The following is a 19,279-nucleotide window of genomic DNA, read 5'->3' as shown; positions in this document are numbered from 1 at the left end:
CGCCCCACCTCCACTCGCCGCCGACACCTGCATCCGGCATGCTCCGCGCTCCTCTCCGGGATCGCCCATGTCCGACCGTCCGCCTCCGCCCCGCTGGCCCCGCAACGCCCTGATCGCCCTGTCCTCGCTGCTGGTCTCGGCCTGCAGCAGCCTGTTCTTCGGCGGCCTCAACGCCAGCTCCTCGCGGCATGGCCTCAACGAGCAACGCGGGATCGTCTACGACGCGGCGCATGGCCTGGCACTGGACGTGTACCGCCCGGCCGGAGTGCAGCACGCGCCGGTGGTGGTGTTCTTCCACGGCGGCACCTGGAAGACCGGTAACCGCCAGAGCTACCGCTGGGCCGGCGAAGCGCTGGCGCGGCACGGCGTGGTCGCGATCGTGCCGGACTACCGCAAGTATCCGCAGGTGACCCTGGACGGCTTCATGCGCGACGCCGCCGTCGCGGTGGCCTGGAGCCAGCGGCATGCCGCCGAGTACGGCGGCGATCCGCAGCGGCTGGTGCTGATGGGCCACTCCGCCGGCGCGCACATCGCCGCGCTGCTGGCCACCGATAGCCACTGGCTGCAGGCGCAGGGCCTGTCGCCGCGACAGCTGTGCGGCCTGGTCGGGCTGGCCGGCCCCTACGACTTCCTGCCGCTGACCGACCCGGACCTGATCGGCATGTTCGGCCAGAACCCGGCGCAGCAGCGGCGCTCGCAGCCGGTGAACTTCGTCGACGGCGACGAGCCGCCGGCGCTGCTGCTGCACGGCGACGCCGACACGGTGGTGGAACCGCACAACAGCCAGTCGCTGCAGGCCGCACTGCAACGCGCCGGGGTGCCGGCCGAATTGAAGACCTATCCCGGCGTCGGCCACATGCGCCTGGTGCTGGCGCTGCGCAAGGACGACCCGGCGCTGCCGGTCATGGCCGACAGCATCGCCTTCGTGCGCGCCTGCCCTGTGCGTCCCGCCGCGCCCTGAGCAGCAAGCGCCGCGCGCAGCGAGCCTGGCTCAGACGTCCGCGCTTTCCAGCAGCTCGAACGGGCCGCCCTGCTGCAACGCGCGCTGGTAGGCGGGGCGCTGCTCGACCCGCTGTACGAACCCGGCCAGGTTCGGATGTGTCTGCAGGCCGATGCGCGCCGCCGCGGCCTGCACCGGGAAGCTCATCTGCACGTCCGCCGCAGTGAAGCGGTCGCCGGCGAACCAGCCGGTCTCGGCCAGCTCGCGTTCCATCCAGTCCAGGTGCAGGCGCACCTGCGGCCCGACGAAGCCGCGCATCGCCTTGTCGACGATGGCCTTGGCGATCGGCCGCGCGAAGAACGGCATCTTCGCCGATCGGATCCGCCCGAACACCAGGCTCATCAGCAGCGGCGGCATCGCCGAGCCCTCGGCGTAGTGCATCCAGTAGCGATAACGCAGGCGCTCGGGCGAATCCAGCGGCTGCGGCGCCGGCGACAGCGTGCAACCGGTGTCGTAGCGATCCACCAGATAATCGAGGATCGCCCCGGACTCGGCGAGGACGTGACCGTCGTCCACCAGCACCGGCGACTTGCCCAGCGGATGGATCGCGCGTAGTTCCGGCGGCGCCAGCATGGTCTTGGGGTCGCGCTTGTACTTGATCACCTGGTACGGCAGCGCCAGTTCCTCCAGCAACCACAGCACCCGCTGAGACCTGGACTGGTTGAGGTGATGCACGGTGATCATGGCGACGGCTCCGGAACTCGGGGGCCGCCATGGTAGCCGGATGCAGGTGTGAACCCGCGCATGCAGGCCATCGCCACTGCACCTGGCGCGATGGCTACGCCACATCAGGGGGAACGCACTGCCTAAAAAAATCATCACCCAAACAAAAACGCCGGAAGCTTGCGCTCCCGGCGTTCGGCACCTTGCGGTGGGGGACGTCCTTAGACGGCCTGCACCTGGTCAGCCTGCATACCCTTCTGGCCCTGCACGGCGACGAAGGTCACCTTCTGGCCTTCCTGCAGCGACTTGAAGCCGGTGCCCTGGATCGCGCGGAAGTGCACGAACAGGTCCGGGCCGCTTTCCGGGGTGATGAAGCCGAAGCCCTTGGCATCGTTGAACCACTTCACGGTACCGTTCTGACGCTCAGACATTTGCTAACTCCTGAAACATTGAATTGAAGAAATCGCAGCCATCGGAAATCGAGGCCGAGACTGAGTTGCAGGCGTTAGTAAAGCGAGCGGAACGATGAAGTGGATCGTGAGATCTACTGCACCAAGCCACGATTCACGGTGACTCTAGCAAACACAGTGGGGCCACCATACGCGGGTCGCGATCAAAAAGCGACATGTTTGTGTAGACAAACCGGGATCCACCACAAGGAAGCTGAACCTAACCCTAAAGTTAGCGCCGGCGCGGCCGATCCGCCTGCCGATCCGCGGAAACTGCGCAAATCGGCGGGCGTGCCCGACAACGACGCAGAAGCCCGCGACCACGGCGGATGCCACCATACCGGCCTGCCGCCTCCTCGCCCGCCTCGGCCACGCCCGCCCCCAAACCTTATCTTCCAGCAGGGTCCGGACCGACAGTGCCGCCGCACGCCGTATCCTATGCGCCCTTCGATCCCGGTAGCCGCATGGCCCTCACCGCCACCCTCCGCAAGGCGGAGCTGCAGATTTCCGACATGGACCGCGGCTATTACGCCGCCCATTCCCTGACCCTGGCACAACACCCGTCCGAGACCGACCAGCGGCTGATGGCGCGCCTGCTGACCTTCGGCCTGTACGCCGAGGAGCGCCTGCTGTTCGGCAAGGGCCTGAGCAGCGACGACGAGCCCGACCTGTGGCGGATGGACTACACCGGCGCGATCGAGCAATGGATCGAGGTCGGCCAGCCCGACGAATCGCGGGTGCGCAAGGCCTGCGGCCGGGCGCGCTCGGTGGTGGTCGCCAACTACGGCGGCCGCGCCGCGGACATCTGGTGGGACAAGAATGCCTCCGCCCTGGGCAAGCTCAAGCAGGTGCAGGTGATCGACCTGCCGGCCGACGCCGTCGCCGCGGCGGCCGAGCTGATCCAGCGCAGCATGCGCTTCGACGTGATGATCCAGGACGGCGAAGTGCAGTGGCTGGGCGACAGCGGCAACGTCGTGTTCGTGCCCACGGTGCGCAAAGCCGCGGCATGAGCGCCGGCAACGCCCCCCTCCGCACCGATGTCGTGGTGATCGGCGCCGGCGCCGCCGGGCTGATGTGCGCGATCGCCGCCGGCCAGCGCGGACGCCAGGTGCGGGTGATCGATCATGCCAACAAGGTCGGCAAGAAGATCCTGATGTCCGGCGGCGGCCGCTGCAATTTCACCAATACCGGCACCGCGCCGGGCAACTTCCTGTCGGCCAACCCGCACTTCTGCAAGTCGGCGCTGGCCCGCTACCGCCCCACCGACTTCATCGACCTGGTCGAGCGCCATCACATCGCCTACCACGAGAAGGAACTGGGACAGCTGTTCTGCGACGTGTCCTCCAAGCAGATCGTGCGCATGCTGGTGGACGAGTGCGCCGCGGCCGCGGTGACGGTGCGCACCGGCTGCAGCGTGCGCGCGGTGGAACGCGGCAGCGAAGGCTTCCGCCTGGACACCGACGATGGCCCGGTGCACGCGGACTCGCTGGTGGTGGCCACCGGCGGCCTGTCGATCCCCAGCCTCGGCGCCAGCGGGTTCGGCTACGAACTGGCGCGGCAGTTCGGCCACGCGGTGTTGCCGACCCGCGCCGGGCTGGTGCCGCTGACCCTGAGCGGCAAGCACCAGGAACGCCTGCACGACCTGTCCGGCCTGGCGCTGCCGGTGGAGGCCCGTTGCAACGGCGCGCGCTTCCACAACTTCATGCTGATCACCCACCGCGGGGTCAGCGGCCCGGCGATCCTGCAGATCTCCTCGTATTGGCAGCCGGGCGACGACCTGCGCCTGGATCTGCTGCCGGGGCAGGACGCGGCGGCCTGGCTGCGCGAACAGAAGCGTCTGCGCGGCGCCGCCGAGCTGCGCACGGTGCTCGGCGATGCCCTGCCGCGCCGCTTCGCGCAACGCCTGTGCGAGGTGTGGCTGCCGGACAAGCCGGTGCGCCAGCTGGACGAGCCGCAGCTGCGCGCCGTCGCCGAGCTGCTCGGCGCCTGGCCGCTGGTGGCCAGCGGCACCGAGGGCTACCGCACCGCCGAAGTCACCCTGGGCGGCGTGGACACCGACCAGGTGTCGTCCTCGACCATGGAATCGCGGCGCGTGCCCGGCCTGTACTTCGTCGGCGAAGTGCTCGACGTCACCGGCTGGCTGGGCGGCTACAACTTCCAGTGGGCCTGGGCCTCGGGCCACGCCGCTGGTTTGGCGGCCTAGCGGCCGGGAATGGGGAATGGGGACTCGAAACACCGCTCGTTGCGCGCGCGTCTCGGTCCGCCCGCGAACGTTCAGACACGACAGCCCGCTCTTGCGATTCCCAATTCCCGATTCCCCATTCCCGACCGACATGGACGCGACAGCGGGCATCGTGTATTAAACCCCGTCCCCGGGAGGCTTCATGCACACAGGCAAAGACATCACCCTCCGCCTGATGATCGTCGACGACAGCGGCGAAGACGCCGAGGCGATCGTCAGCAGCCTGCGCAACAGCGGCATCGCCGTGCGCCCGTCGCGGCCGCAGCACGCCGAGGAGTTGTCGGCCATGCTGGCCGCCCAGCCGATCGATCTGGTGCTCAGCGCGCAGGCGCAGTCGATCCCGCTGCCGCAGGTGCTGCAACGGGTCGCGGCCAGCGGCAAGGACATCCCGGTCATCGTGCTGGCCGAACGCATCGACGAACAGGAATGGCTGGAGGCGGTGGCCGGCGGCGCGCGCGCGATCGCGCTGCGGCAGCGCCCCGAACATCTGCTGGCGGTGGTCCGTACCACCTGGGCCGACCTGCAGGCGCGGCGCGGGCTGCGCCGGATCGAGGCGCAGATGCGCGAGACCGAGCGCCGCTGCGATGCGCTGATCGCCTCCTCGCGCGACCCGATCGCCTACATCCACGAAGGCATGCACATCCGTGCCAACGATGCCTACCTGGAGATGTTCGGGTTCGACTCGTTCGATGACGTCGAGGGCGTGTCGCTGCTGGACATGGTCGCTCCGCAACACGTGGAAGGCTTCAAGCAGTTGCTGAAGTCGCTGAGCAAGGGCGAGCCGCCGCCGGCGCAGTACCAGGTGGACGCACGCACCCTGGAGGGCGACAGCTTTCCGGCGACGATGGAGTTCGCCACCGCCAGCTACGAGGGCGAGGCCTGCGTGCAGGTGGTGTTCCGCCGCCGCGAGGAGTTCGACCCGGAACTGGCGCGCGAGGTCGAGGACCTGCGCCAGCGCGACCAGGTCACCGGCCTGCTCAACCGCCCGACCTTCATGCTGGCGCTGGAGACCGCGGTGGCCCAGGTCGGCCGTGGCGAGGGCCAGTACGGCTTCCTGCTGGTCGAGCCGGATCATTACGCGCGGTTGCTGGCCGACATCGGCCTGGATTCGGCCGACGCACTGGTCGCGGCGCTGGCCCAGCACCTGGCCGCGGCCATCGACGGCGACGTGCAGGCGGCGCGCTTCGGCGAGCACAACTTCGCACTGTTGCTGGAAGGCGACTACGCGCGCACCGCGGCGCTGGCCGAGCGCCTGCTGCAGGCCTACGCCAGCCACGTGTTCAGCGTCGGCGAGCGCTCGGCCACGGTCACCGTCAGCATCGGCGGCGTGCAGATCGGCGAGAAGATCGCCAGCGTCGGCCAGGTTCTGGCGCGCGCCAGCGAGAACGTCCAGGCGACCGTCGAACTCGGCGGCAACGCCTGCAAGATCTTCGATCCGGGCGCGGCCGACCGCCTCGAGGAAGAGCGTGTGCAGCGCTGGGTCCAGCACCTGCGCGAGGCCCTGGCCGGCGACGGCTTCCTGCTGCACTACCAGCCGGTGCTGAACCTGCAGGGCGAACCGCACGAGTTGTACGAGGCCTACCTGCGCCTGGAGCGCAACGACGAGCTGATAGGTCCGTCGACCTTCCTCGGCATCGCCGCCGAGCATGGCCTGACCGCCGAGATCGACCGCTGGGTGGTCGCCCGCGCGATCGCCGTGATCGGCGAACGCCAGCGCGCCGGCCATGCCACCAGCCTGCTGGTCAAGGTCAGCCCGGAAGCCTTCGCCGACAGCCAGATGGTCGACCTGATCCGGCGCGAACTGGCCGCGCACGGCGTGCCTGGCGAGCGCCTGTGGCTGCAGACGCCGGAGGCCAAGGTATTCACCCACCTGCGCAACGCACAGCAGTTCCTGGCCGACGCCACCGCATTGGGCTGCAAGGTCGGGCTGGAACAGTTCGGCTCCGGCCTGGACTCGTTCCAGTTGCTGGCGCACTTCCAGCCCTCGTTCCTGAAGCTGGATCGCGGCTTCACCCAGGACCTGACCCAGACCCGCGAACACCAGGACAAGATCCGCGAGATCACCGCACGCGCGCAGTCGGCGAGCATCCGCACCATCGCCGAGTTCGTCACCGACGCGACCTCGATGAGCCTGCTGTTCAGCGCCGGCGTCGACTACGTGCAGGGCGAGTTCGTTGGCTTGGCCGCGCCGGGGATGAACTTCGATTTTGCCTGAGGGGCCGGGATTGGGGATTTGGGATTGGGGATTTGCAAAGGCGCCGACCGGCTCACCGGTCGGCGTCTCGATCCCGCGGTACCTCAGCTGACCGTGGCGTTGACGTGCGAGGCGCGCAGGGTGGCGATGCGCTCGGCCAGCGGCGGGTGGCTCATGAACAGCTTGCGCAGGCCCTGGCCCAGACCACCGGCGATGCCGAACGCCTGCACCTGCGACGGCAAGGTGCTCTGGCCGTGGTTGAGTTCCAGGCGCTGCAGCGCTGCGATCATCTTGGCGCGGCCGGCCAGGCTGGCGCCGCCAGCGTCGGCGCGGAACTCGCGATAGCGCGAGAACCACATCGCGATCATCGTCGCGAACAAGCCGAACACCAGTTCCAGCACCATCACGATGGCGAAGTAGGCCAACCCGCGGCGTCCGTCGCGGTTGCCCGACAGATAACTGTCGATCACGCCGCCGACCACACGCGCCAGCACGATCACGAAGGTGTTGAGCACGCCCTGCAGCAGCGCCATGGTCACCATGTCGCCGTTGGCGATGTGGCTGATCTCATGGCCCAGCACCGCCTCGGCTTCGTCCTCGGTCATGTTCTGCAGCAGACCGGTGGAGACCGCCACCAGGGCGTTGTTGCGGTTGGCGCCGGTGGCGAAGGCGTTGATCTCCGGGCCGTCGTACACCGCGACCTCGGGCATGCCGATGCCGGCGGCCTGCGCCTGGCGCTGCACGGTCTGCAGCAGCCAGCGCTCGGTGTGGTTGCGCGGTTCGGTGATGACCTGCGCACCGGTGGCGCGCTTGGCCATGAACTTGGACAGCAGCAGCGACGCCAGCGAGCCGCCGAAGCCGAAGATCGCGGCCATCACCAGCAGGCCGCCCATCTGGTTGGGGTTGACCCCGAACACGGACATGACAATGCCGGCCAGCACCAGCACCGCCAGGTTGGTGATGAGGAACAGGGCGATACGATTGAACATGTGAGCGTGCGCTCCGCACGGATTAAATGGAAGGATTGGCTCGAAATCTGCGGTGTCGGCCGCTTGAATTCAAGCGCGTACCTGACCGAGGATTCAGCTTGTCCATGTCCCCGCCTCCCTACCGCGGCCGCTTCGCGCCCTCGCCCACCGGCCCGCTGCACCTGGGTTCGCTGCTCTCCGCCTTCGGCAGTTGGCTGCTGGCCCGCCACGCCGGCGGCCAATGGCTGCTGCGCATCGAGGACGTGGACCGCCCGCGCAGCGTGCCCGGCGCCGCCGAACGGCAACTGGCCAGTTTGCGCGCCTGCGGCCTGGAGGCCGACGGCCCGGTGCTGCGACAGAGCGAGCGCGATCCGGTCTACCGCGAGGCGGCGCAGCGGCTGCTGCGGGCCGGCCTCGCCTTTCCCTGCAGTTGCAGCCGCAGCGCGCTGGCGGCGCAGGGCGGCGTGCACCATGCCTGCGTCACCGACACGCCACGCGCGCAGCCGGCCCTCCGCCTGCACGTGCCGCCGGGCGCGGCCAGCGTGGTCGCCTTCGACGACGGCGTGCGCGGCCGGCTGACCCAGGACGTCAATGCCGAGGTCGGCGATGTGGTGCTGCTGCGTGCCGATGGCTGCTGGGCCTACCAACTGGCGGTAGTGGTCGACGATGCCGCGCAAGGCATCACCGACGTGGTCCGCGGCGCCGACCTGCTGGACTCCACGCCGCGGCAGATCCTGCTGCAGCGTGCGCTGGGCGTGCCGACGCCACGCTACCTGCACCTGCCGCTGCTGCTCGGCGCCGACGGCCGCAAGCTGTCCAAGTCGCATGCGGCGCTGCCGCTGGACGACGCCGATCCACTGCCGGCGCTGCGCCTGACCTGGGCCGCACTGGGCCAGCCGCCGGCAGCGCTGGCAGGCGCCGGTTCGGTGCCGGCCTTGCTGGCCGCGGCGCTGCGGGCCTTCGACCCGGCGCGGCTGCCGGCGCAGGACCGGAGCGTGGACGCGGCAACGCCCGTCGCCGCCGATATCCCCAGCGACACGAAGGCTGACTAGAATCGGTGTTTCGGCCGCGTCGCGGCCACCCTTTCCATTCTCTATCCGGAGCGACATCCATGACATCACGCGTTGCGCTGGTCACCGGCGGCACCGGCGGCATCGGAACCGCGATCTGCGAGCGGCTGGCCGCGCAGGGCCACCGCGTGGCCAGCAACTACCGCGACCAGGCCAAGGCCCTGGCCTGGCAGCAGCGCATGCGCGAGCGCGGCCATGACGTCGCCATCGTCCCCGGCGACGTCGCCTCGCCCGAGCATGCGCAGAGCCTCATCCGCGAGGTCGAACGCCAGCTCGGCCCGGTCGAGATCCTGGTCAACAACGCCGGCATCACCCGTGACACCACCTTCCACAAGATGACCGCCGAGCAGTGGCACGAGGTCATCAACACCAACCTCAACTCGGTGTTCAACGTCACCCGCCCGGTGATCGAAGGCATGCGCCAGCAGCGCTGGGGCCGGGTCATCCAGATCAGCTCGATCAACGGCCTCAAGGGCCAGTACGGCCAGGCCAACTACGCCGCGGCCAAGGCCGGCATGCACGGTTTCACCATTTCCCTGGCGCGCGAGAACGCCAGCTACGGCATCACCGTCAACACGGTCTCGCCCGGCTACGTCGCCACCGACATGGTGATGGCGGTGCCGGAGGAAGTGCGCGCCAAGATCGCCGCCGACATTCCCACCGGGCGTCTCGGCAAGCCGGAGGAGATCGCCTACGCCGTGGCGTTTCTGGTCGCCGAAGAAGCGGCATGGATCACCGGTTCGAACCTGGACATCAACGGCGGCCATCACATGGGGTGGTGAGGGGCGGAACCGCTCCGCCGGCGACTTGCGCGCGAGGTAACGCTACCCCCATCGACCGCGACGGGCATTCCGGCGACCTGTGCTGCGCCGCGAATGTTGCGCAGCATGATTTTTTTGCTGCACCCGCGCGTTCAGGTACTGACGGCGGTTGCAAGCCCTGCTGCGCTGCGCCATGCTGCGCGCCTACCGTCACAGAGCGACCGCTTCATGGCTGAGATTCGCATCATCAAGAAGTATCCCAATCGCCGCCTCTACGACACCGAGATCTCCAGTTACATCACCATCGAAGACGTCCGCCAGTTGATCATCGACGGCGAGGAATTCGAAGTCCGCGACGCCAAGACCGGCGAAGACCTCAGCCGCGCGGTCCTGCTGCAGATCATCGCCGACCAGGAACAGGACGGCGAACCGATGCTGTCCACACAGTTGCTCAGCCAGATCATCCGCTTCTACGGCGACTCGCTACAGGGCTTCATGGGCAACTACCTGGAGCGCAGCATGCAGGTGTTCCTCGACCAGCAGCAGCAGTTCCGCCAGCAGATGGGCAATCTGTTGGGGCAGACCCCGTGGACCATGATGAACCAGCTCACCGAGCGCAACCTGGAGCTGTGGCAGGAATTCCAGCGCAACCTCGGCGCCGGCTTCGGCCGCCCCGCCGCCGGTGCCGGCAGCGCCAAGCCCGGCGAACCGCCGGCAGGTGCGGCGCCGAAGTCGCGTCCGCGCTGAAGACTGCGATGGGTGGGGTCGGCGGGCGCTTCGCGCCCTACCCTCACCCCAACCCCTCTCCCGATGGGAGGGGCCCTAGCTTTTCCCTTCTCCCATTGGGAGAAGGTGCCCCGCAGGGGCGGATGAGGGTACGGGCGAAGCCTCGTGGATTTGATTCGATGGAGCGCTTCGCGCCCTTACCCTCACCCCAACCCCTCTCCCGATGGGAGAGGGGCTCTAGCTTCTCTCTTCTCCCCTCGGGAGAAGGTGCCCGCAGGGGCGGATGGGGGTACGGGCGAAGCCTCGTGGATTTGATTCGATGGAGCGCTTCGCGCCCTTACCCTCACCCCAACCCCTCTCCCGATGGGAGCGGGGCTCTAGCTTCTCCCTTCTCCCATCGGGAGAAGGTGCCCCGAAGGGGCGGATGAGGGTACGGCCGCACGCCGACCACGCCTGCGACGCGCGGTCCGCTCAGCGCGACCGCGCCGGCTTGCAGTTCCCGCAGAGCCGCTCGACCTTGTAGCCGCGCGCGCGCAGGCCGTCGACCACGCCGTCCGGCCCCAACAGGTGCAGCGCGCCGACCACCACCAGGGTGTCGCCGCCACCGTCCTTCAGACGCTGCTCCAGGCGCGGCAGCCAGGCTTGGTTGCGCTCCACATCAATGCGCTGGTAGAGCCGCGGGTAGTCGCGCTTCATCTGTGCGCCGATCTCCTGCCACAACTGGCGCTCGTCGCCACGGCGCCAGGCGTCGTGCAGGCGCAGGGTCTGCGCCGCGCCCCGCTCGGCATCGTCCAGCGCCTCGACCAGCATCTGCTTCTGCTCCACCGGGTCCATGCCGTCGAGCAGGTCGATCTGCGACTGTGCGGTCTCCAGGCCCTCGGCGGTCTTGCCATCCTGCAGGGCCAGCGTCATGAAGTGGCGGTCCAGCCCAGCATCGGCCTGCAGGCCCTGCGCCTTCATGTCGGCGATGCTGATGCTGAGGCCGACGAACCACGGTTCGAAACCGCTCATCTGCGCCAGCGGCAAGCCATGGCCAGCGGCATAGCGACGCAGCCGCTCCCAGGTGGCCGGGTCCAGATCGTCCTGCAGCCGCTTGCCGTCACGGCGCTGCGCCGCCTGCAGCATCTGCGCGCCCAGTTGTGGTGCGTCCACGTCCTTCGGTGCCAGTTCGAACAGCAGCCGTGGCGAGGCCGCGTACGCTGCATCGACCTCGCGCGCCAGCGGATAGTCGTCGGCCTTGAGCATATGGAACGAGCCCAGCAGATACACCGTGCAGCGCGGGCCGCTGACCTTCCACAACAGCGGCGTGGGCGGCGCCACCGCAGCCGCGGCGGCAGGGGCGACGGGCGTTGCGGCCACCGGCGGCGGCGTGCGGGCCAGCACCGGCAACGCCAGGCACAGCGAAAGGCCAAACAGCAGGCGGCGCACCAGGCGCAGGAACGGGGTCATCGGCATCCTCGGTTCAATGGGCAGCGGCGTAGGCCTTCTCGCCGGCATCCACCGCCAGGTCCAGGCGGTTCTCGGGGGGCGGCAGCGGACAGGTGGCGAACGGGGTGAACGCGCACGGCGGATCGTAGGCACGGTTGAAATCCAGTACCACGCTGCCGTCGGCCGCGGGGGCGTCCACGTCCAGGAAGCGCCCGGCAGGATAGCTGCCGTGGCCGCTGGTGCGATCGGCGAACACCACGAACAGCTTCCCGTCAGGCTCGCCGATCGCCTGCAGACGATAGCGCTTGCCGCCACGCTCGAACTCCAGCGCGCCGGGATTGGGCGATGGCGTGGTGACGCCGATGATGTCGACGATGGGCAGGGTCGTGCCCGGCGGATTGGGCACGAAGCGCCCATGCACGCGCCAGGCTTCGGCCAGCGGCCAGTAGGGCACGCCAGTGAAACTGAGCCGGGTCGGCGCATCGGCGTGCTTGATCCGCAGCGCGTAGCGGCCGCCGCGTTCGATCAGGCTGAGCTTGCCCTTGCCGTCGTCGAAGTCGACGATGATCGGCTGCGGATCGTGGTCGCTGTACAGGCGGATCCGCCCCTGCACCGGCGCATCAGCGACGCTGAGGGCGGCGCCACGTTCGGGCGTCAGGTACACCTCGCGCTGCACCTGCGACACCAGCGCCATCCGCGCCGGCCCCACCGCCAGGCGGATGCCGCTGTCCGCGCCGCTGCCGATGTAGTGCTCCTTCAGTTCCAGCCAGTGCAGGCCGACCAGGCTGGTCCAGCCATCCGGCGCCTGCAGTTCGCGCTGGCGCTGCGCGCGCCAGCCCTGTTCATCGGCCACAAAGCGCGCGTCCATCGCCTTCGGCGCGGCCGGCGCCGGCGCCTGTTTGCCGCAGCCACCCAAGGCGACAAGCGCCGCCAGCAGCGCCGTCGTCCACACCCGCTTGTCCATCACCGCCCCCGTAGGAACCAACGATCGATCTCGCCCAGGGTGAACCGCGCCCAGGTCGGACGCCCATGATTGCATTGTCCGGAGCGCTCGGTGGCTTCCATGTCGCGCAGCAAGGCGTTCATTTCCGGCACGGTGAGGCGACGGTTGGCGCGCACCGCGCCATGGCAGGCCATGGTCGACAGCAGCGCATCGCGGGCGCCGGCGACACGGCCGCTGTGCCCGTGTTCGCGCAGGTCGGTGAGCACATCGCGTAGCAAAGCCTCCGGTTCGGCCTGCGCCAGCAGCGCTGGGATGCTGCGCACGTGCAGCGATTGCGGCCCGCTGCGGGTGATCTCGAAGCCCAGCGCGGCCAGTGTCTCCGCCTCGCGCTCGGCGGTGTCGGCATCGCGCTCGCCGACCGCCAGGGTGATCGGCACCAGCAGCGGCTGTGCGTGCAGGCCGATGCCGTCGTGCGCGGTCTTCAAGCGCTCGTAGCCGATGCGTTCGTGCGCGGCGTGCATGTCGACCACAATCAGGCCGTCGGCGTTCTCGGCCAGGATGTAGATGCCGTGCAACTGCGCGATGGCGTAGCCGAGCGGCGGCACGCCGCTGTCGGCGGCGGTCGGCGGCAAGCCGCCGGCCGGGTCCTGAGTCTGCCGCGGCAGGCCGGTGGCACTTCCCGCCTCGGCGGCGGGCGCGTACAGCGCCGCATACGCCGCCGGCGCCTCTTCCACGCGCAAGCCGAGCGGCGATTGCGCCGGGCGCCACTGCGCGCCGTAACCGTAGCCCTGCCCGCCACCACCCGCGCCACTGCCGCTGTTCGCGGCGCCTGCAGGTGCCCAGGCCGCGGCGCCCGCGGCAGGCGCCGCTGGCATCGCTTCGGCGCCGAGTGCTCCGGGCAGACTGCCGGCACGCGTCTGCGCCAGCGCGTCCTGCAGCGTGCGATAGACGAAGTCGTGGATCAGCCGCGCATCGCGGAAACGCACCTCGTGCTTGGCCGGATGCACGTTGACGTCCACCCGCGCCGGTTCCAGTTCCAGGAACAGCACATAGGCCGGCTGGCGGCCATGGAACAGCACGTCGCCGTAGGCCATCTTCACCGCGTGGGCGACGCTGCGATCACGCACCGAGCGGCCGTTGACGTAGAGGTATTGCTGGTCGGCGCTGGCGCGCGAGTAATGCGGCTGCGCAATCCACCCGTGCAGGCGCAGGCCGGCGCCGCTGTGGTCCACGCGCAAGGCCTGCCGCGCGAAATCCTCGCCCAGGGTCTCGCCCAACCGCGCATCCGAGTAAAGATCGCCCGGTTTGTAGCGCCGCGACGGCTTGCCGTTGTGCGAGACGCGCAATTCCACGTCCGGACGCGCCAGCGCCAGCGAACGCAGCCACTCCTCGATGTGACCGAGCTCGGTGCGTTCGGCGCGCAGGAACTTGCGCCGCGCCGGCACGTTGTAGAACAGCTCGCGCACCTCGACCAGGGTGCCCGGCGGCAGCGCGCGCGGTTGCACCTCGCCGACCTTGCCGCCTTCAACCTGCAGGGCCGCGCCGTGCTCGTCGCCGGCACGGCGGGAGGCCAGGGTGAAGCGGCTGACCGAGGCGATCGATGGCAACGCCTCGCCGCGGAAACCAAGCGTGCCGACCGATTCCAGGTCGTCCAGCGAGGCGATCTTGCTGGTCGCGTGCCGCGATACCGCCAGCGGCAGTTCCTCCGGCGCGATACCGCCGCCGTCATCGCGGATGCGGATCAGGCGCACGCCGCCTTCTTCCAGATCGATGTCGACGCGGTGCGCGCCGGCGTCCAGCGCGTTCTCCACCAGTTCTTTGACGACAGAGGCAGGGCGCTCGACCACTTCGCCAGCGGCGATCTGATTGATCAGGATCTCGGGCAGCTGGCGGATGCTCATGCGGTCTCCGCTCCACGCACGCAGGGGCGCGCGCCGGTCTTGGCGACAGGACGAAAACCACAGCAGGGAAAGGACATCGGCACGGCTCGCGGCGCGGACGCCGTCATCGAGGATCAGCCGTTAATGATAGCGCCTCAGCGGCTGCCGCCGGCCACGGTGCTGGCCGCTTCCGCCTCGGCCTGCGCGCGCGCGGCGAACAGCGTGCCCGGCGGCGGCTGCCGAGTGAAGAAGGTGCTGACGCCGTCGAGCACGGCGCCGGCGATGCGGCGCTGGTAGGCCGGATCGGTCAGCCGGCGCTCTTCGTCCGGATTGGAGATGAAGGCGGTCTCGACCAGCATCGCCGGCATGTCCGAGGTGCGCAGCACCGCGAAGTTGGCGCGCTCGATGTCCGGCTTGTGGTTGTTGCCGATCCGCTTCAGCCCACCCAGCACGTGCCCGGCCGCGTCCTCGGAGGCCTTCATGTGGCCGCTCTGGGCCAGGTCCAGCAAGACATTGGCCAACGTGCTGTCGGTCTTCTGCAGGCGCACGCCGCCGATCAGGTCGGCGGCGTTTTCCTTGTCCGCCAGCCAGCGCGCGCGCTGCGACGACGCGCCCTTGGTCGACAGCACATACACCGAAGAACCGGTCGCGCTGCGGTTCTCGGCCGCATCGGCATGGATCGAGATGAAGATGTCGGCCTTGGCCGCACGCGCCTTCTGCGCGCGCATCGGCAGAGGAATGAACACGTCCGTGGTGCGGGTCATGTAGGCCTTCATGCCCGGCGTGGCATTGATCTGGCGCGCCAGTTCGCGGCCGATCGCCAGCGTCACGTCCTTCTCGTGCTTGCCGCTCGGGCCGCTCGCGCCAGGATCCTGGCCGCCATGGCCGGGATCGATGGCGACGATCAGCGGACGCATGCCCGGCGCCATCTTCACCCGCGACGCCGCGCTCGGCATCACCGGCCGTGCTTCGGCGGCAGCAGCCACCGCCGCATCATCGTCAGCGTCGTCACGCCCGGAAGGCTCGTTCGCCGGCGGCGCCACGGCCGCGGGTGCCGGCGTCGGCACGGCGCCAGGCGCAGGACGACCGGGCACCGCCGCAGCAACGCTGGGTGCGGAAGCGACCACGGTCGGCGCGAGCGTGCTCGCCATTGGCGGCGGTACCGGAGCCGGCGCGGGCTGGCTGGCGCGCTGCACCACCGACGAGGTCAACGCCGCGGTCGCACGCGCCGCTTCGGCGCGCGCATCCACCACCGGCTTCTGCGCGGGGACGGGCGCGGCCTGCGGCATCGGTGCCACGGCTGCCGGCGCGTCGCCGGCGACCGCCTTGCCCGCCGGCGCCTCGCCCGGCCACTCGATCACCAGCACCGAACTGCCGCCGACGGTCTGCATCTGCGGCTTGAATGCCACCACCGAGCTGCTCAGATCGAACACGATGCGCAAGGTGCCCGGCACCGGATGCCCGGTGCGCACCGCGCTGACCACGCCGCCGCCGGCCGGCAGCTTCAGGCCCTTGGCAGCGGAGGAATCGGGAAGATCGACGACCAGGCGATTCGGATTGGCCAGCGACAGCGTGCTGAAGCCGCCACTGCCCTGCAGGCGGATCTCGGCGCGGGTGCCGGTGGCGCCGTTGTCGAGGGAGACCGACTGCACCTGTCCGGCAAACGCCGTCTGCGCCGCCAGGCACCAGCCTGCGGCAGTGGCGAAACTGGCGAAAAAACGGGTCCCCGGGCGCATAACGCGATTCAAACATCGCCGGGAGCCAAAGGCAAGCGGTTTTCCCTTAATAATCCATAACCTGCCTTCACTTCCTAGCGTCAGTCGGCAAAAAGTCCCTGCAAGTCGGCTTGGCCAACCACCCGCGCCAGCCACGCGGTCCCTGCCTCGGTGCGCGCCTGCAGGGCAACGCTGCGCCCGTCGCCACGTACCGCCAGCCGCACATCCAGATCGGCGGGCGCCAGCACGTCGCCACCGCGCTCGGGCCATTCCACCAGCCACAGCGTGGCCCCGGCCTCGTCCAACCCCAGGAAATCCAGCTCGCCGGCCGCGCCGATGCGGTACAGATCCAGGTGCCAGGCCTCGCCATCGGCCAACGGGTAGCGCTCCACCAAGGTGTAGGTGGGGCTGCGGATCGCCCCCTGCACCCCGAGTGCGCGCAGCAGCGCCCGCGCCAGGGTCGATTTGCCGGCGCCCAGATCGCCGTGCAGATGCACCGACGCCTGCGCCGGACGGGTCGCGGCCAGTGCGCGACCGAGGCGTTCGGTGGCCTCGCTGTCGGGCAGGAACAAGGGGATGCTCATGATGCGAATTCCGGATTGGACAGGCGCCGCAGCGCCGGCAACAGATCGGTGGGCAGCAACCCGCGCTGGCCCGCGGCCGCGGCGTTGTCGCCAGCGCCGGCATGCAACAGGGCGCCGACGCTGGCCGCCTCGAACGCCGGCAGGCCTTGTGCGCGCAGCGCGGCGATCACCCCGGTCAACAGATCGCCCATGCCGCCGACCGCCATGCCGGGATTGCCGGCGGCGATCACCCGCGGCGTCTGCCCAGGCGCGGCGACCAGGCTGCCGGCGCCCTTCAGCACCACCGCGGCCTGGTAGCGTTCGGCCAAGGCCGCGGCAGCGGCGAAGCGATCGCGCTGCACCTCGGCAGTGGCAATGCCGAGCAGGCGCCCGGCCTCGCCCGGATGCGGGGTCAGCACCGCCTGCGGCACGGCACGCGGCGCCTGCGCCAGAAGATTCAATGCATCGGCATCCAGCACCAGCGCGCGATCCTGGTCGGCCAGGACCGCCTGCCACAACGCCTGCGCCCAGTCGTCCTGGCCCAGCCCAGGACCAAGCGCGACGACGCTCGCCTTGCGCAGCAATGGCGCCAGTGCCGCCGCGTCGTCGAGCGCATGCGCCATCGCCTCCGGACAGCGCGCCAACAGCGGCGCCACGTGCGCGCCACGGGTGGCCACGCTGACCAGGCCAGCGCCGCTGCGAAGGGCCGACTCGGCGCTGAGCATCACCGCACCGCCGCTGCCGAGATTGCCGCCGACGCACAGCACATGGCCGGAATCGCCCTTGTGGCTGTCCTGCCGACGCGGCGCCAGACGGCGGCGCAAAGCGCCGACGGTCCAGGCTTGCGCGCGCGGCGCGCAACCGGCGAACGCGGCCAGCGGCACCTCCAGCGTCGCCAGCGCCCGCTCGCCGACATGGTTCAAGGCCGCACCGGTATGCAGACCAGCGTGAGCGACGATGAATTGCAGCGTCAGCGTCGCCGTCAGGACGGCACCGGGCACGCTGCCGGACTCGGCATCCACGCCACTGGGCACGTCAAGCGCAAGCACCGGCGCACCGAGCCCGTCCAGCGCGCCGAGCAGCGCCGCCAGTTCGGCATCCGGCGCGCGATTGAGGCCGATGCCGAGCAGCGCATCCACCACCACATCGGCCGGCGCCAGCGCCGCGTCGAACTCCTCGATGCGCCCACCGACGCCGATGTAGTCGGTGCAGGCACGCTGCGCCAGCGGCGATTGCGGGCCACGTCCAGGCAACTGCAGCACGCGCACCTGGCGCCCGGCGCGATGCGCCAGCCGCGCCAGCACGTAGCCATCGCCGCCGTTGTTGCCGCTGCCACAGGCCACCAAGATGCGCTGCGCCTGCGGCCAGCGCTGCAGCAGCGTCTGCCAGGCGGCCTGGCCGGCACGCTGCATCAACGTATAGCCGTCGCCGCCGAGCAACGCGGTGGCCTGCGCATCGATGCGGCGCGCGTCCGCGGTGGCGTAGAGGTCGAAGCAGTCGTACATGCACGGGATTCTATACTTGCGCGATGTCCGCCCGTCTCGACATCGCCGATCCCCACGCCGCGGCCGCGCGCATCCGCGCGCTGGCGCGCACGTTCGGCTTCCAGCGCTGCGGCATCGCCGGCATCGAACTGCAGCAGGACGAGGCGCATTTGCGCGACTGGCTGGAGCAGGGCCTGTACGGCACGATGCACTGGATGGCCCAGCACGGCGACAAGCGTTCCCGCCCGGCCGAACTCATCCCCGGCACGCTGCGGGTGATCTCGGTGGGCCTGGACTACGGCCGCAACGACGACGACTCGGCCTGGGACACGCTGCGCGACGGCGAACGCGCCTACGTGGCGCGCTATGCACTGGGCCGCGACTACCACAAGCTGATGCGCAACCGCCTGCAGAAGCTGGCCGAGCGCATCCAGGACGAGATCGGCCCGTTCGGCCACCGCGTGTTCGTCGATTCGGCGCCGGTGCTCGAACGCGCCCTGGCGCGCGACGCCGGCCTGGGCTGGATCGGCAAGCACACCTGCCTGATCGACCGCAACGGCGGATCCTGGTTCTTCCTCGGCGAGATCTACGTCGATCTGCCGCTGCCGATCGATCCGCCCGCCAGCGCGCACTGCGGCACCTGCACGCGCTGCATCGACGTGTGCCCGACCCAGGCGATCGTCGCGCCGTACCGGCTCGATGCGCGCCGCTGCATCGCCTACCTGACCATCGAACACGACGGCGCGATTCCCGAGGAACTGCGCCCGGCGATCGGCAACCGCATCTTCGGCTGCGACGACTGCCAGCTGATCTGTCCCTGGAACAAGTTCGCCAAGCGCAGCGACGAGCCGGACTTCCGCGCGCGCAACGACCTGGACAAGGCCACGCTGGCGCAGTTGTTCGCCTGGGAGGAAGACGAGTTCCTGCGCCGCACCGAAGGCAGCGCGCTCCGCCGCAGCGGCCACGAACGCTGGCTGCGCAATCTGGCGGTGGCGCTGGGCAACGCGCCGACCACGCCGCAGGTGTTGGACGCGCTCGGCGCGCGCGCAGAGCACCCCTCGCCCCTGGTGCGCGAGCACGTGCGATGGGCGCTGGCCCAACACGCCGACAAGTCAGCCGCCACGGCGACACCAGCATCGCCGATGCCGAAAGCGAACGTGCGAGGATAGGCGCCCGTACGCCCAGCATTGCCC

General features: G+C 69.8%; 17 protein-coding genes. 8 read left to right on the top strand and 9 right to left on the bottom strand.

Going from position 1 to position 19,279, the window contains the following annotated elements:
• Positions 1 to 67 precede the first annotated feature (67 nt).
• Positions 68 to 961 (top strand): alpha/beta hydrolase, encoded by an 894-nt coding sequence (locus tag ACP93_RS06680; RefSeq protein WP_048489973.1) that lies wholly within the window; start codon positions 68 to 70, stop codon positions 959 to 961.
• Positions 962 to 991: 30 nt separating this feature from the next.
• Here the strand turns inward: ACP93_RS06680 and ACP93_RS06675 are convergent, their stop codons facing one another.
• Both ACP93_RS06675 and ACP93_RS06670 read right to left on the bottom strand, forming a co-directional pair.
• Positions 992 to 1,684, bottom strand: a complete 693-nt coding sequence (locus tag ACP93_RS06675) for a glutathione S-transferase family protein (protein ID WP_048489972.1) — start codon at positions 1,682 to 1,684, stop codon at positions 992 to 994.
• Positions 1,685 to 1,884: 200 nt separating this feature from the next.
• Positions 1,885 to 2,094, bottom strand: a complete 210-nt coding sequence (locus tag ACP93_RS06670) for a cold-shock protein (protein ID WP_017909327.1) — start codon at positions 2,092 to 2,094, stop codon at positions 1,885 to 1,887.
• Between the two features lie 482 nt (positions 2,095 to 2,576).
• Between ACP93_RS06670 and ACP93_RS06665 the strand changes: the two genes are divergently transcribed.
• The 3 genes from ACP93_RS06665 (at position 2,577) to ACP93_RS06655 (ending at position 6,569) form a co-directional block, all read left to right on the top strand.
• Positions 2,577 to 3,122 carry a YaeQ family protein gene (locus tag ACP93_RS06665; protein ID WP_048489971.1) on the top strand — a complete coding sequence of 182 codons (546 nt, stop codon included), beginning with the start codon at positions 2,577 to 2,579 and terminating at the stop codon, positions 3,120 to 3,122.
• Complete coding sequence (locus ACP93_RS06660) at positions 3,119 to 4,315, top strand: BaiN/RdsA family NAD(P)/FAD-dependent oxidoreductase (protein ID WP_048489970.1); 1,197 nt, start codon at positions 3,119 to 3,121, stop codon at positions 4,313 to 4,315. Before ACP93_RS06665 ends, ACP93_RS06660 begins: the two co-directional genes overlap by 4 nt.
• Before the next feature lie 181 nt (positions 4,316 to 4,496).
• A complete protein-coding gene (locus ACP93_RS06655; protein ID WP_048489969.1) occupies positions 4,497 to 6,569 on the top strand; it encodes a GGDEF/EAL domain-containing response regulator in 2,073 nt (690 codons plus the stop codon).
• Positions 6,570 to 6,652: 83 nt separating this feature from the next.
• Here ACP93_RS06655 and htpX read toward each other — a convergent pair whose 3' ends face one another.
• Positions 6,653 to 7,537 carry a protease HtpX gene (gene htpX, locus ACP93_RS06650; protein ID WP_048489968.1) on the bottom strand — a complete coding sequence of 295 codons (885 nt, stop codon included), beginning with the start codon at positions 7,535 to 7,537 and terminating at the stop codon, positions 6,653 to 6,655.
• Between the two features lie 104 nt (positions 7,538 to 7,641).
• Here htpX and gluQRS point away from each other — a divergent pair, with 104 nt between their 5' ends.
• The 3 genes from gluQRS to phaR all read left to right on the top strand — a co-directional run bounded on the left by gluQRS (position 7,642) and on the right by phaR (position 10,094).
• On the top strand, positions 7,642 to 8,568 hold the full coding sequence (gene gluQRS / locus ACP93_RS06645) for a tRNA glutamyl-Q(34) synthetase GluQRS (RefSeq protein ID WP_048489967.1): 927 nt from the start codon (positions 7,642 to 7,644) through the stop codon (positions 8,566 to 8,568).
• 59 nt (positions 8,569 to 8,627) lie between these two features.
• Complete coding sequence (locus ACP93_RS06640) at positions 8,628 to 9,368, top strand: beta-ketoacyl-ACP reductase (protein ID WP_048489966.1); 741 nt, start codon at positions 8,628 to 8,630, stop codon at positions 9,366 to 9,368.
• A gap of 207 nt (positions 9,369 to 9,575) precedes the next feature.
• Complete coding sequence (gene phaR, locus ACP93_RS06635; RefSeq protein ID WP_048489965.1) at positions 9,576 to 10,094, top strand: polyhydroxyalkanoate synthesis repressor PhaR; 519 nt, start codon at positions 9,576 to 9,578, stop codon at positions 10,092 to 10,094.
• 450 nt (positions 10,095 to 10,544) lie between these two features.
• On the opposite strand, the gene ACP93_RS06630 is transcribed toward phaR, so the two are convergent.
• From ACP93_RS06630 to ACP93_RS06605, 6 genes are all read right to left on the bottom strand, one after another.
• Complete coding sequence (locus ACP93_RS06630; protein WP_082143387.1) at positions 10,545 to 11,522, bottom strand: TraB/GumN family protein; 978 nt, start codon at positions 11,520 to 11,522, stop codon at positions 10,545 to 10,547.
• Between the two features lie 13 nt (positions 11,523 to 11,535).
• Positions 11,536 to 12,465, bottom strand: coding sequence for a DUF1684 domain-containing protein (locus ACP93_RS06625; protein ID WP_048489964.1), 930 nt, complete (start codon positions 12,463 to 12,465; stop codon positions 11,536 to 11,538).
• Entirely contained in the window at positions 12,465 to 14,345 is a 1,881-nt protein-coding gene (gene mutL / locus ACP93_RS06620) for a DNA mismatch repair endonuclease MutL (protein ID WP_048489963.1), read from the bottom strand. The genes ACP93_RS06625 and mutL overlap by 1 nt, the downstream gene beginning before the upstream one ends.
• 134 nt (positions 14,346 to 14,479) lie before the next feature.
• Positions 14,480 to 16,060 (bottom strand): N-acetylmuramoyl-L-alanine amidase, encoded by a 1,581-nt coding sequence (locus ACP93_RS06615; RefSeq protein ID WP_048489962.1) that lies wholly within the window; start codon positions 16,058 to 16,060, stop codon positions 14,480 to 14,482.
• A gap of 80 nt (positions 16,061 to 16,140) precedes the next feature.
• The gene (tsaE, locus tag ACP93_RS06610) at positions 16,141 to 16,623 is read right to left on the bottom strand and encodes a tRNA (adenosine(37)-N6)-threonylcarbamoyltransferase complex ATPase subunit type 1 TsaE (RefSeq protein WP_082143386.1); all 483 of its coding nucleotides are present in this window, start codon (positions 16,621 to 16,623) and stop codon (positions 16,141 to 16,143) included.
• Positions 16,620 to 18,107, bottom strand: a complete 1,488-nt coding sequence (locus ACP93_RS06605; protein ID WP_048489961.1) for an NAD(P)H-hydrate dehydratase — start codon at positions 18,105 to 18,107, stop codon at positions 16,620 to 16,622. Before ACP93_RS06605 ends, tsaE begins: the two co-directional genes overlap by 4 nt.
• A 23-nt stretch (positions 18,108 to 18,130) precedes the next feature.
• Between ACP93_RS06605 and queG the strand changes: the two genes are divergently transcribed.
• Positions 18,131 to 19,255 carry a tRNA epoxyqueuosine(34) reductase QueG gene (gene queG, locus ACP93_RS06600; protein ID WP_048489960.1) on the top strand — a complete coding sequence of 375 codons (1,125 nt, stop codon included), beginning with the start codon at positions 18,131 to 18,133 and terminating at the stop codon, positions 19,253 to 19,255.
• Positions 19,256 to 19,279: the final 24 nt, after the last annotated feature.

Source organism: Xanthomonas sp. NCPPB 1128 (assembly GCF_001043115.1).
Taxonomy (GTDB): domain Bacteria; phylum Pseudomonadota; class Gammaproteobacteria; order Xanthomonadales; family Xanthomonadaceae; genus Xanthomonas_A.
Note: the sequence above shows the minus strand (reverse complement) of the source record. Positions and strands in the feature narration are given on the sequence as shown.